The sequence below is a fragment of the Ruegeria atlantica genome (assembly GCF_001458195.1).
GTDB lineage: Bacteria > Pseudomonadota > Alphaproteobacteria > Rhodobacterales > Rhodobacteraceae > Ruegeria > Ruegeria atlantica.
On the sequence record NZ_CYPU01000041.1, the window covers coordinates 1 to 13,150 of the forward strand.

A 13,150-nucleotide genomic window follows, 5' to 3' on the forward strand; every position below is an offset into this window, starting at 1 on the left:
ATCCGCCGAGTTTAGTTTTCGCTTTACCCTGATTGCCAAGCACTCCCGGCTGAACTCGTCGATGATGTTCAACGTCCGGAAAGGTTTCCCATCATCGGTGCGACAATGCACGAAGTCATAGCTCCAGACATGATTGCTATGTTCCGGCCTGAGTCGAACACATGAACCATCGTTTAGCCAAAGCCGTCCCTTCTTGGGCTGTTTTGCAGGCACCTTCAGCCCCTCTCGTCGCCAAAGCCGTTCAATGCGCCCATCACTGACAGACCATCCAGCCTCTCTCAGCAACACCGCAACCCGGCGATACCCATACCGACCATACTGCCTGGCAAGCTCGATCATGTCGGCCACCAGCTGTTCTTCATCGGGTCGGCCCCGTGGAATACGCCTTTGCGTGGATCGGTGCTGTCCCAGTACGCGGCATGCACGGCGCTCGGAAACTTTGAACTGGCTGCGAACATGAGCGACGCAAGCACGGCGACGAGAGGGGCTTGGAAGTTTCCCTTCGATGCTTCCGTCAGGATAAGCTTGTCGAGCGTCAGGTCTGATACCGCACGCCTGAGCCGCTCATTTTCCTTCTGAAGCCGCCTAAGTTCCTTCAATTGGTCTACACCCATTCCGCCATATTGCTTGCGCCAGCGGTAATAGGTTTGCTCCACAACGCCGATCTGTCTGATCGCATCCAGACGCGGCATCCCTTGCCCCATCAGAACTTCAACCTGCCGCAACTTCGAGACAATTTCTTCCGGCTTCGGTCGCTTGTTTGCCATTCTTGGTCCTCCGTTTCCTAATCTTAACGGTGGGCCCATTCAAATGGGGAGGCTCATGATCAACTGGCGGACCAACTTAGCGCAGGGACCATCAGGTAATCCGGGAGTTCGTTCTATGTCACAGGCTATTTCAACGCTTCACTTGCTATGCGGCAAAGTCGCTTCTGGAAAATCTACGCTGGCAGCGGAACTAGCGAAAAGAGACGCAGTCGTGCTCATTTCGGAAGATGAATGGCTTAGCGCCCTGTTTGGCGACCAGATGAAGTCCCTGCAGGACTACGTGAATTGCGCTTTGAAACTGCGACCGGTCATGGGGCGACACGTGCCATCCGCCGGTCTCGCCATGCTAGCCTGAAGCGGGATGGGCTCGGTCAAATCAAGGATGCGATCTCGATCCGGGAACGCCCGGCCGCTGTCGAAGACCGCGCCATTCCCGGCCACTGGGAAGGTGACCTGATCGCCGGCTCGAAGAACAGCTTCATCGCGACGCTGGTGGAGCGGCGCACGCGCTATGTCATGCTCGTGAAGGTGGGCGGGAAAGAAACGCAGACTGTCGTGGCTGCGCTGACCGCACAAATCCAACATCTGCCGAGAGAGCTTCGCCAGACGCTGACCTGGGACCGCGGCAAAGAGCTTGCCGATCACAAGAACCTGGCACTGGCCACCGATCTCGACATCTACTTTTGCGACCCGCACAGCCCGTGGCAACGCGGCACCAACGAGAATACCAACCGTCTCCTGCGCCAGTACTTCCCAAAGGGCACCGACCTCTCAGTGCACAGCCAGGAACATCTCGACGCAGTTGCTCGTGAACTCAACGAGCGGCCAAGAAAAACGTTGCATTACTTCTCACCAGCAGAGACGTTCCATGAATGTGTTGCGGCGATCGGTTGAAACGGCAGCCCAAAGCGGACGTGTCGAAGCCTTGGTAAACAAGCTTGTCTTGGTACAAAACGCGTATCGTGCCAACATCGACGAGCGTCCTCCTCAGGGATGCATCATACCGACTATGGATGCATACAAATGCCAGATACCACGTGTCCGCTTGCCAGAGAACAAAAGAAGCCCGGTGTCGAAATTGATGCCGGACTGCCATCCATGCATGGCCTTTCAATGTTGGTCAAGGTGAGCCTTTGGCTATTAAATGTTGTTTTCCTTATTCTATTAGGAGGCTGCTCAGCCTCCATTCCAGAAGACGATCCGACCAACTTTAAGGATCGGGCAGTTACCCGTGCATCAGGCGGAGTCCAAGTATCGTCTGTTGTACTTAGCCCCGAGGAATCGCTCTTTAGCTTAGGTTACCCACTAGCGAAGAAGGATATTCAACCAATTTGGGTCGAGATAAAAAACGATGAATTGACCGACTTCTTTCTAATGCTGATCAATGTTGATGCAAACTATTTTTCGCCCTCTGAGGTTGCTTGGAAATTTCGGAGATATGACAGCCCAGACGTTCCAAAAGCGAATACACTGGCGCAAAGGGCCGACTACTTTCATGAAAAGCACATTCCAGTACGCATTCCGGCGCGATCATCCGTTTCCGGTTTTGTTTACACTAATCTGGACCCTGGTAGGAAAGCTTACACGATCGAAGTTATGGGGCGGAACGAAGTGAGGTCGTTAGACTTTTTTCAAGCCGTACCGGGTTTCGAAGCAGATTATCAGAGGGTTGATTTTCGGTCCCTTCACGCTTCCGCAGATCGCCGCGACCTCACTCTCAACGAACTTCGCCGTTATCTTGAAAAACTACCGTGCTGCACATCCGGAGGGGACCGCAGGACGGATGGAGATCCGTTGAATTTGGTTTTTGTTGGAGAAGGACGGAAAGTTATGGCGGCTTTGGCGCGCCGCGGCTGGGATCTAACCGAAACCACGCGCGCGAGCTCCGTTGGGCGGATGGTCGCTTCGTCAGTGTTCAAGTCCCAATACCGTACATCGCCGATTTCACCCCTTTTTCTTTTTGGACGAGAACAAGACATTGCCTTGCAAAAGGTTCGAAGAAATGTGGACGAACGAAACCACATGCGAATGTGGCGTGCGCCTGTGAACATGAATGGAGAGCCGGTTTGGGTTGGTCAGGTCAGTCGCGATATCGGTATTAAGCTATCCGGTGTGACCGTGGTTACTCACAAGATCGACCCCCTTGTAGACGAAGCCCGGTTATACGTCACCTTAGACATGATTGCGTCCCGATCGCTTCGTGCGATTGGACATGTAAGTGGCGTTGGTCCAGCTGGCAGAGGATCAGGGCGCGTTAACTATACCAGAGACCCATACTATACCGATGGTAACCGGGTCGTATTGTTTGTTTCTGGTGACCGGGTTCTGACTAAAGACATTAGGTATTTGGACTGGGAAGAGCCGCAGCCATCACGGCCAAGAAATTAGAACGTTGCTTGGCGAGCCTAGTAATGATGATGCTTCAAACAGTTGATCGCTGGGGCGCTTCCGAATCTGAAATTCCTCACTTGCGCAGTTTTATCCAGAGCGCTTAACGCAAGCCAGTCACTTTGCAATGTCTTCTTCAACGTTACGCAGTATTGCTTCTAGAAGAGCTTCGCGGGGGTATGAGTTTCGATTCACGATAGTCTTGCCAATCAAACGGTGAGAGCGCTCAATTGGTAGGGCAAGCGCCCAGTGATCAGCGTTCAAGTAGCCCAGAAAAGTGCTTCCCGGAATGAATTGATCAAATAACAGGACTTGGCTGTCGTTGCGACGGTCCGATTTCGACAATTTGGCGTAACTTGGCCGTAAAATTGCCGAGATGTTGTCAGGGTGCGGTAGCGCCGCTACCGAATAATATTGAATTTGAGTCGGCAGCTGATTTTCGGCCATCCACTCTGCCCGCTCTCCAGGTAACAGACTTTCCAAACCGCCGCCGTCTCCGACTGCGCACTTTGCTCCGGGCCAGTTTCGGATAGGCGCCAAGTTGGCAAAAGCCACGTCTTCCGCAAGCGGCGACCCCCAAATCGCGCCAGCCACACTGACAACAGCGGCGACGCGCGACGCCAGTTCGGGATAGGTTGCCACCGCCTCCAGAATGTCGGGCGCGCCTTTTGAATAGCCCACCAAAACCGCACGTGAGCCTGCTTCCGATTTAGGTGAGCGCATTACCGTGTCGCGAATGATACGGGCGTTCCGGCTGCTACTAGATAGGCTTTCAATTGGAACGGCTTCAAAACCGTAGCCAAGCTGCCTGATGTGCTTGACGGCTGTTTTTGGCGGCGCTAGCCATTGCGAAAAGCAATCCCAACCAATACCCGGAACAAAGTAGACTGTCAGGTTTGATTTCGAGGGAGCCAGATAGACAGGAGCCCCGGAACCTGCTTTTTCGTCTGCCACGAGGGTCAATGCGACATCGCAATTCTTATAGTCTGGTAGTTCGGATTGCCGAGCTTCTAAAACACTGCAGAAAATTTCACGAAAACGCCCTCGACCATCCTCTACCGCGACAAGACTGTCTGGGACTTTGTCAATCGCAGACGCCTCAACGAAAAATTGACGCGTCGTGGGTGCAGAACACGAAGAAAGGGTCGCAATTACTGAAATTGCGACGATGTTACTGGCCTGTAAGCTGCGCAAAATTCCTGCAACCGCACAAGAACACAGCCAGTCAATCATAATGAATCGCCAAGTTCGATAAGTTCGCGGGAAAGGCGACCGGACAGTTTATTCATTGTGAGCTCCACGGGACTGATATCTCTATTGACACGTTTTAACTCTTTGCAACACCGAGTTCTCCAGACGGCGGGTTTGTCCGCATTGCGGTCTTTCGCTGCAACTTGCTTGAACGTCTACTTTGCGGACGGAGCCGCCTTTTGCCTGCGCGGCTATTGCTAATGCAGAAAACCCTCGCGGATGCAGCGTGAAAAATTCGGTAATACAGCGGATTCCCCAGACCGGTCTTTCGCTCGTGTTGATCCCACGAGATTTCATACCCCGTTTCGCGGCGGTCGATTTCGAAACCGAGAAATGCAACGAAGCGGTCTTTTGCCAGCGTAGCTATTGCTCACACAGAAAACTGCCGCGTTAGCAGCGAGGTGTTTACGGTCGCGCAGCAGATTTCACCGAACCGGGTGAAGTGGGTGACTCCTGCTCAACCGGTGCCGCAAGCGGGCCTATGTCACAGCCTAAATCGTCATAGTGACGGTTTTTCCTCATTTCATTCATCATTAAGGTCGAGTCGGCCCGCATTTAGCCAATCGGACATATCTATGCGTTCACTTGGGTCAGGCGGCCCCGCCGGTGTCGGAGGCTCAACCGGCAAGGGGTTTTCAGCGCCCACAACTTCGCGCACGGTTATTGCATCTTCTGTAATGCTCCAAACCAGCATGTCTTGGCCCAACGTCAGCGGACCGTCATAGGTCTCGCGGATTGCTGCGATAGTGCTCGGTGCAATGTCGAAGTCCGAAAACGTATGATAGGCAATCGCGTGGCGTGGCTTGATCATTGCGAATATTTTACCGCAGGCATCAGGCGGGGTATGAACCACGGTCGCAACAAGACGGGCGCGCTCGGGATCATAGTTTTTGAAGTCTATAAACTGTTGCACTGTCAGATAGCATTCATGGATGACGAGATCGGCCTCCTGTGCGTTTTCCACAAACCATTTGTTAGGATTGGTGTCACCGGAATAAACGAACTTCAGACCGTTCCATTCCAAACTGTAAGAGACGGAACCATCAATAGCGTGAATTGCGGGCCATGACTGCACTACGACGCCATTTTGTTCGTAAACCACTTGTTTTTTCGAATAGTCAAACTCCGTAACTTCAATATGGCCACCTGAGGAAGGCATGTTGCCTCGTCGCCCGGCAACATCCCAGGCAAGCATCTGCTTCAGTCCATCGACGGCAGCGGCCGTTCCATACTGAGGTTCAAGACCGCTTGGTCCCCAGACGCGGAGTGGAACGGTCCTGTTGGAAACCCACCCGCCAACGTATAGTGAATCCAAATCACCGATGTGGTCGACGTGCAGGTGGCTGATAAAAACCTTGTCGAGATAAGTGTAGGGGATTTCCAGTGCCGCGAGATTGGCAAGCGATCCGGTTCCCACATCAAACAGAAACTTATCTCCGTTTCCGAGTTCCACTAACCATGATGCAGAAGCCTGAGAGTGTCGAAAATTGGGTGTTCCTGTCCCTAGCGAGATCACCCGCATCTCAGCTTCACCAAGTGGCTCAGTGCTGGGGTAATAGAATTTTCGCGTTTCTGACGCACTATAAGAAGCTGCGGTTGAACATATTGCAGCAATTGCCAGGCCGAGAGTTGATATCAAATTCAATCGCATACGAAGTCCCCCCAAAACATTCTGATGTCGGTAAGGGTACTACGAAATGCCTTCAGCCCGAAATCGGACGCCCGCCTTGGATCCAGAGCGGACGCGCGCCTCAGAAATGAAATGCGACCGCAGCGTAAAGGCCGTTCTGATCGACATCATAAGCAAACTCCCCATCTGAACGGTCCGTCGAATAGTCTATGCCATAAAACTGGTAACCAAACCGCAGTGACGTGTTTTCCCAGCCTTTCCAGTCAAAACCCGCCAGAACCAGATATTGAAGATCGTCACCGTTCACACCAAATCCGCTTAGTTGGGCGCGGCTGGCAAAGTTCCATTTCTCATTGAGTTCAACCGCATAACGCACGGCGATCATCGGCTCGAACCATTCCTCAGTTCCGCCCAGGGTCATGCCAGGCCCCGGTCCAGCGATATCGATTTCCTGTTTCAGGCGGTTCCATTGTACCCCGATAGCGGCATCCGCAGCGTACCGTCGGCCTGACGCATTCACCCCATCGGCAAACCGGTAAGCACCCTGCACGTTGAAGAATGTCTGCCGGATGTCCACGTCTAAAGATGCGCCTCCGACAGGTAACGTCGCGTCCTCGCCGAGCTTTACGTAGTAAACTTCGGAAATGAGTCCAAAATTACCGTTCCACCCTTCGTACCGCGCCGATGCTGCGCCTTGGAGGAGGTCCAGAACATCACTCAGTTTCAGGTCCAAATCGACACTGGTACCAGCAACGGTCGACGTCCCGATGGTGCTGAGAGGCAGGAATAGGTAAGGTGTGATCGAATGGCGCCAAGTCCCTTCTTCGGCCTCATCACGAGGCAATGCTTGGGCATGTACCAACTGTGCCGAAAACAGCGCCATTCCGATGCTCAGCAGAAATTGCGCTGCTAGTTTCAGAGTAATCCACATTGCATTCCCCCAAAATGACCTAAGGAAATATCGATTTCAGAATATATGGTTTGACGCGGTTTTCTACCCGAGGCATCGCCAACTTGCTTGAACCTGATAGAGAACAGGCGAAGTCAATTTCGCCAGGCGGCTCTTCGACCCGGTTATCGAGGCCCTTACTCTGATGGCACGGGCGGAAGACAGAGCGACCCGGCGCGACAGCGCACTGGCGGCGATGCATGCAGCAGCGCTTACGATCCTCTTGAGCTGTCCCATGCGCGTCAAAAACCTCGCGAACCTTGACTTGGACAAGCATTTGATCCCGGCCCGCTCGGGGACGCACACCTATTATTCCATCCGTATCGAAGGGATCGAGGTCAAGAATGGGGAGCCGATTGAGGTCAAACTGAATGCCCGCAGTTCCAAGATTTTACACCGCTATATCATGCAGTTCCGACCGCAGGTGTCGCAGGTTGGTGGCCGTGCCCTGTTCCCCCGCAGCAGTGATGGAAAGCCCCGGTCGCCCGCAAACTTTGGCGGTGATCTGACCCGTCGCATCTTTCGTGAGACCGGGTTGAAGGTTCACCCACATCTTTTCCGCCACATCGCGGCCAAGCTCTATCTAGAAGAACGCCCCGGAGACTTCGAGACCGTCCGCCGCCTGCTCAAACACAATCGGCTTCAGACGACGATGGATTTTTATGCCTCGCTTAGCAACCAGTGGGCGCATGATCACTACGATGAGGTGGTTCTTTCGAAGTTCCGGGGGACGTCTAATGACTAACCCCATTCCTCTTGTTCTTCTTTATCAAAATTGGCCCCAGGCGGATAAAACCGTCTGGGAGGCCCTATTCGCGGAAGGTGACATCTTTGACGGTACAGGCCCCTGTGCGAGCTGGTCCGAAGGCAACCGCTCCAAACGACGCCAGAGCTACGGATACTGGCTGTCATGGATAAAGCGTCATCAGCCTGCCCTTTTGGATCGATCCCCGACGGATCGCATTACTAACGATGCCGTGCAGGGATTTCTGGAAGAAGCGGAAGCGCGCGTAGGCCTAATGACCCGCAAGAACATGATTTGTGATCTCTATGTGCTTGTAAAGGCCATGGACCCGTCAGGAGATTGGGACTGGCTAAACAAACTGTCCAACCGCCTGGTACATCTGGCAGATCGCAAAAGCCTGCCGAAGGCGGTTCCGATATTGGCAGGTGACGCTCTGACTAAAAGCTTGCAATGGCTCCAAGATGTGGAGAGTGATCCGTCTCTCAGTGACCTGAAGCGCGCAATCCACTTTCGCGCAAGTCTGATGATCGCCTTTCTGATCTCGCGGCCCGTGCGCCGTCGCACGTTGCTCGCGCTGACAACGAACCAGCATCTGCGCAAAAACGCCGAAGGATTCGAGGTTCACCTTTCGCCGGAAGACACCAAAGACAAAAAAGCGCGGTGGTTTCCTCTACCCAAGGTTCTAGTACAGCCGATGGAGTCTTATTTGGGCATCCATCGCCCGATCCTGCTCGGACCTAAGACATCCAATGCGCTGTGGATCAGCCAATATGGAGACCCGATTACCCCCCATGGCCTGTCTCGTGAGCTGCCGAAAGTGGCAAAACGCATGCTGGGCGTCGAGTTGCGCACCCACAAGTTTAGGCACATTGCGGCGACAAGCATCGCAGAGACAGACCCGGAACATGTTAACATCATCCGGGATATCCTCGGACATGCCACGCTGGACATGTCTCAGAAGCACTACAATCGTGCCACCGGACTGTCAGCCTGTGACGACTACCAATCTCTCCTGCAGGCAAAGATGAAGACCTTGGGTCGCAGACGGTAAGCTATCGACCCCAAAGGCCGCTCGTCGGTTCGGCCAAATGCCTATGACCAAAGCATTTTCCGTTGCAACGGGTTGCAATCGAAAGTGGAAGACACCGCCCAATCCATGCCTATAATGGGTTGGGCCAACTTGTTTCTCAGTCCGAAAGGCCCGACCCATGCGCGCCGCCATCTACGCCCGCTACTCCACCGATCTTCAAAGTGACGCCTCCATCGAGGACCAACATCGGCTGTGTCTACGCTTGATCAATGGCAACGACTGGCAGGAGGCCCAGACCTATTCCGACCGGGGGCTGAGCGGAGCGTCCCATCTGCGTCCCGGATATCAACGGTTGCTGGAGGACGCTCGATGCAACGTGTTCGATGTCGTCGTAGCCGAAGGTCTCGACCGGATCAGCCGCGATCAGGAACATATCGCGGCCTTCTTTAAGCAGATGCGGTTTCAGGGCATCCCGATTGTGACTGTGGCTGAAGGAGAGATTTCCGAACTGCATATCGGCCTCAAGGGGACCATGAGCAGTCTGTTCTTAAAAGACCTGGCTCAAAAGACCCATCGCGGACTGGAGGGGCGTGTGCGCAAAGGCAAGTCAGCCGGTGGGATCACCTACGGCTACGATGTCGTGCGAGACATGAGCGCAGACGGGTCTGTCACCACAGGGGAACGGCGGATCAATGAAAGCCAAGCCCAGATCGTTCAACGTATCTTTCAGGATTACGGCCATGGACTGAGCCCACGCAACATCGCTGCCAACCTGAACGATGAGGGCATTCCTGGACCCCGTGGCACGTGGGGCGCATCGACGATCTACGGCAACCACCAGCGTGGCACCGGCATCTTGAACAACGAACTTTACATCGGACGGTTGGTCTGGAACCGGCAGCGTTTCGTCAAAGACCCGGACACTGGCAAACGACAGGCGCGGCTGAACCCGCCCGAAGACTGGGTGATTGAAGACGTGCCCGATCTACGCATCATGTCCGATGACCTGTGGAACGCTGTTAAGGCACGACAGGAAGAAACGCGCAGCACCGCGATCAGCGATGGCATCAGGAAACTGGGTTTAACCAAGCGGGCACGGCATCTGTTTTCCGGCATGCTGACCTGTGGGGGTTGTGGTGGCGGTGTCATCCAAGTCGGCAAACACTATTACGGCTGTTCCACTCATAGGAACAAAGGCACCTGCGATAATCGGCTGACGATCAAACGCGCGGAGCTCGAAGACCGTGTTCTCTCCGGCCTCAAGGAGCAGTTGCTGCATCCTGATCTGATCGCGGAATTCACCAAAGCCTATCAAGAGGAATACAACCGTCTTGCCGGGTCCATTCAACAGGAACGGAGTAGCGCGACACGTGATCTGGCGCAGATCGAGCGCAAGATTGCACATCTAATAGACGCCATCAGCGATGGCATGTTTCACGCCAGCATGAAGGATAAGCTGACGGCGTTGGAGGTTCGCAAATCGGAACTTGAAGCCTTGATCGCCTCCGCCTCTGATGAACAACCGGTTTTGCTGCATCCCGGATTGTCCGATGTGTTTCGGGAACAAGTCGCCAATTTGACCAAGGCATTGCGCGATCCCTCTTCGCAAGCTGAGGCAACATCCATCATTCGCGGCCTATTGTCAGAGATTCGATTGGTTCTGGAAGATGGTACATATACAATTGAACTCATTGGGGAACTGGCGGGCTTGATGGCGCTGGGAGCACCCCAGAACGAACAAAGCCGCCCGGAGGCGGCTTGTTCGACAGTAATGGTTGCGGGAGTAGGATTTGAACCTACGACCTTCAGGTTATGAGCCTGACGAGCTACCGGGCTGCTCCATCCCGCGACAGTTTGCGTTGGTCTACCGCCTATTTGGCTAGTTGAGACCGGGTAGTGTTTTTTTCATCGTAAGAGAGAAGTTTGATTGTGGGATTTTTCTAGGTTTGGCGGTGACCTACTCTCCCGGGGCTTAAGCCCAAGTACCATTGGCGCGGCAGTGCTTAACTTCCGGGTTCGGGATGGGACCGGGTGTTTCACTTGCGCTATGACCACCAAACCGAGGAAAATCCCCGTCGCGGCTTTGCGTTGCAAAGCGCGACGAGTGGCAGGCGACGTATTTGCGTGCAAATGCGCGTTGCCACTCGGTAGTTATGTCAATCAACACCGCAGCGTTTTGCTGCGAAGTTATCCATGTTTAATGAGGTGTATGTTTTTGATTTGTCTTTCCATTACTGGATCAAATCAAGCCTATCGGGCGATTAGTACCGGTCAACTGAACGCATTACTGCGCTTACATCTCCGGCCTATTGACGTGGTGGTCTTCCACGGCCCTCAGGGAGACCTTGTTTTGAGGGGGGCTTCCCGCTTAGATGCCTTCAGCGGTTATCCTGTCCGATCATAGCTACCCAGCACTGCCGTTGGCACGACAACTGGTCCACCAGTGGATCGTTCACCCCGGTCCTCTCGTACTAGGGGCAACTCCTCTCAAGTCTCCTACACCCACGGCAGATAGGGACCGAACTGTCTCACGACGTTCTAAACCCAGCTCACGTACCTCTTTAAACGGCGAACAGCCGTACCCTTGGGACCTGCTCCAGCCCCAGGATGAGATGAGCCGACATCGAGGTGCCAAACACTGCCGTCGATATGGACTCTTGGGCAGTATCAGCCTGTTATCCCCGGCGTACCTTTTATCCGTTGAGCGATGGCCCTTCCACTCGGGACCACCGGATCACTATGGCCGTCTTTCGACTCTGCTCGACTTGTCAGTCTCGCAGTCAGGCTGGCTTCTGCCATTGCACTCAACGAGCGATTTCCGACCGCTCTGAGCCAACCTTCGCGCGCCTCCGTTACGCTTTAGGAGGCGACCGCCCCAGTCAAACTACCCGCCACGCAGGGTCCCGGATCCGGATAACGGACCGCGGTTAGACATCAAGAGTGCGAAGGGTGGTATCTCAAGGGAGGCTCCACAAAGACTTGCGTCTCTGCTTCAAAGCCCACCACCTATCCTGCACATCACAATCCTGATGCCAGTGCGAAGCTGTAGTAAAGGTGCACGGGGTCTTTCCGTCTAACCGCGGGAAGCCTGCATCTTGACAGGCAATTCAATTTCGCTGAGTCGATGTTGGAGACAGCGGGGAAGTCGTTACGCCATTCGTGCAGGTCGGAACTTACCCGACAAGGAATTTCGCTACCTTAGGACCGTTATAGTTACGGCCGCCGTTTACCTGGGCTTCAATTCAAGGCTCTCACCTCTCCTTTTAACCTTCAGGCACCGGGCAGGCGTCAGACCCTATACGTCGTCTTGCGACTTCGCAGAGCCCTGTGTTTTTAATAAACAGTCGCCACCCCCTGGTTTGTGCCCCCAGCCCCTAGTTGCCTAGGAACCGGGCCTCCTTCTCGCGAACTTACGGAGGTATTTTGCCGAGTTCCTTCAACATCGTTCTCTCAAGCGCCTTGGTATGCTCTACCAGTCCACCTGTGTCGGTTTAGGGTACGGTCTTATAGGAGGGCTATTTCCAGGAACCTCTCAGCAGCCCATTCAATCCGATAAGGATGAACTACCTCTGAGATCCGTCACCACTCCACGGCCTAGGAATATTAACCTAGTTCCCATCGCCTACGCCTTTCGGCCTCGGCTTAGGGGCCGGCTTACCCTGCTCAGATTAGCTTTAAGCAGGAACCCTTGGACTTTCGGCGAGAGTGTCTCTCACACTCTTTGTCGCTACTCATGTCATCATTCTCACTAGTGATCTCTCCACCGGATCGCTCACGCGCCGGCTTCATCGAAAAGACTCGATCCTCCAAGGTGCCCCGAAGGACACTAAAGAGGATAAGTCTATGTCACACTACGCTCTGCTACCATGCCTTACGGCATCCTAAGCTTCGGCTCATGGCTTGAGCCCCGTTACATCTTCGCCGCAGGACAACTTATTTAGACCAGTGAGCTGTTACGCTATCTTTAAAGGATGGCTGCTTCTAAGCCAACCTCCTGGTTGTTTTGGTCGTCCCACCTGCTTTCCCACTTAGCCATGAATTGGGGGCCTTAGCTGTAGGTCAGGGTTGTTTCCCTCTCCACTACGGACGTTAGCATCCGCAGTGTGTCTGCCATCTAGTACTCCCGGGTATTCGGAGTTTGGTTAGGATCAGTAAGCCTGTGGGGCCCCATTACCCATCCAGTGCTCTACCCCCCGGGGTATTCGGATGACGCTCTACCTAAATAGATTTCGCAGAGAACCAGCTATCTCCGAGTTTGATTGGCCTTTCACCCCTAGGCACAGCTCATCCCGATCCTTTTCAACGGATGTGGGTTCGGTCCTCCAGTAAGTGTTACCTTACCTTCAACCTGGCCATGCCTAGATCACTCGGTTTCGGGTCTGATCCCACG

General features: G+C 54.0%; 9 protein-coding genes, 1 tRNA gene, 2 rRNA genes and 3 pseudogenes. 7 read left to right on the forward strand and 8 right to left on the reverse strand.

Annotated features, from left to right (window positions below; genetic code table 11):
* A pseudogene (locus tag RUA4292_RS24060) lies at positions 1-767 on the reverse strand (transposase); the annotation flags it as partial.
* A gap of 115 nt (positions 768-882) precedes the next feature.
* Here RUA4292_RS24060 and RUA4292_RS24065 point away from each other — a divergent pair.
* The 3 genes and pseudogenes from RUA4292_RS24065 to RUA4292_RS14305 all read left to right on the forward strand — a co-directional run bounded on the left by RUA4292_RS24065 (position 883) and on the right by RUA4292_RS14305 (position 3,155).
* Complete coding sequence (locus RUA4292_RS24065; protein WP_082637112.1) at positions 883-1,122, forward strand: P-loop nucleotide/nucleoside kinase family protein; 240 nt, start codon at positions 883-885, stop codon at positions 1,120-1,122.
* Positions 1,086-1,661, forward strand: a pseudogene (locus RUA4292_RS14300) (IS30 family transposase); the annotation flags it as partial. The gene RUA4292_RS24065 and the pseudogene RUA4292_RS14300, both read left to right, overlap by 37 nt.
* Before the next feature lie 129 nt (positions 1,662-1,790).
* Positions 1,791-3,155: an LssY C-terminal domain-containing protein gene (locus RUA4292_RS14305; RefSeq protein ID WP_158507033.1), complete on the forward strand. Its 1,365-nt coding sequence runs from the start codon at positions 1,791-1,793 to the stop codon at positions 3,153-3,155.
* Between the two features lie 117 nt (positions 3,156-3,272).
* Here the strand turns inward: RUA4292_RS14305 and RUA4292_RS24975 are convergent, their stop codons facing one another.
* From RUA4292_RS24975 to RUA4292_RS14320, 3 genes are all read right to left on the reverse strand, one after another.
* A complete protein-coding gene (locus tag RUA4292_RS24975) occupies positions 3,273-4,388 on the reverse strand; it encodes a hypothetical protein (RefSeq protein ID WP_058278225.1) in 1,116 nt (371 codons plus the stop codon).
* Positions 4,389-4,929: 541 nt separating this feature from the next.
* Positions 4,930-6,057 carry a guanitoxin biosynthesis MBL fold metallo-hydrolase GntH gene (gntH, locus tag RUA4292_RS14315; protein ID WP_082637114.1) on the reverse strand — a complete coding sequence of 376 codons (1,128 nt, stop codon included), beginning with the start codon at positions 6,055-6,057 and terminating at the stop codon, positions 4,930-4,932.
* Positions 6,058-6,157: 100 nt separating this feature from the next.
* Positions 6,158-6,967 carry a hypothetical protein gene (locus RUA4292_RS14320; protein WP_058278227.1) on the reverse strand — a complete coding sequence of 270 codons (810 nt, stop codon included), beginning with the start codon at positions 6,965-6,967 and terminating at the stop codon, positions 6,158-6,160.
* Positions 6,968-7,130: 163 nt separating this feature from the next.
* Between RUA4292_RS14320 and RUA4292_RS14325 the strand changes: the two genes are divergently transcribed.
* From RUA4292_RS14325 to RUA4292_RS25315, 3 genes and pseudogenes are all read left to right on the forward strand, one after another.
* Positions 7,131-7,730 carry a site-specific integrase gene (locus tag RUA4292_RS14325; protein WP_058278228.1) on the forward strand — a complete coding sequence of 200 codons (600 nt, stop codon included), beginning with the start codon at positions 7,131-7,133 and terminating at the stop codon, positions 7,728-7,730.
* Positions 7,723-8,781 (forward strand): tyrosine-type recombinase/integrase, encoded by a 1,059-nt coding sequence (locus RUA4292_RS14330; RefSeq protein ID WP_058278229.1) that lies wholly within the window; start codon positions 7,723-7,725, stop codon positions 8,779-8,781. The genes RUA4292_RS14325 and RUA4292_RS14330 overlap by 8 nt, the downstream gene beginning before the upstream one ends.
* A 157-nt stretch (positions 8,782-8,938) precedes the next feature.
* Positions 8,939-9,307: pseudogene (locus RUA4292_RS25315) on the forward strand (recombinase family protein); the annotation flags it as partial.
* Between the two features lie 60 nt (positions 9,308-9,367).
* Here the strand turns inward: RUA4292_RS25315 and RUA4292_RS25490 are convergent.
* Positions 9,368-9,502: a hypothetical protein gene (locus RUA4292_RS25490; protein ID WP_267885456.1), complete on the reverse strand. Its 135-nt coding sequence runs from the start codon at positions 9,500-9,502 to the stop codon at positions 9,368-9,370.
* 3 nt (positions 9,503-9,505) lie between these two features.
* On the opposite strand from RUA4292_RS25490, the gene RUA4292_RS24075 reads away from it, so the two are divergent.
* Positions 9,506-10,576, forward strand: coding sequence for a recombinase family protein (locus RUA4292_RS24075; RefSeq protein WP_233493443.1), 1,071 nt, complete (start codon positions 9,506-9,508; stop codon positions 10,574-10,576).
* On the opposite strand, the gene RUA4292_RS14345 is transcribed toward RUA4292_RS24075, so the two are convergent.
* The 3 genes from RUA4292_RS14345 to RUA4292_RS14355 form a co-directional block, all read right to left on the reverse strand.
* Positions 10,533-10,609 (reverse strand) — tRNA-Met (locus tag RUA4292_RS14345). The two genes, RUA4292_RS24075 and RUA4292_RS14345, sit on opposite strands and share 44 nt — an antisense overlap.
* A gap of 95 nt (positions 10,610-10,704) precedes the next feature.
* A 5S ribosomal RNA gene (rrf, locus tag RUA4292_RS14350) occupies positions 10,705-10,819 on the reverse strand.
* Positions 10,820-11,000: 181 nt separating this feature from the next.
* Positions 11,001-13,150 (reverse strand): 23S ribosomal RNA (locus RUA4292_RS14355); the annotation flags it as partial.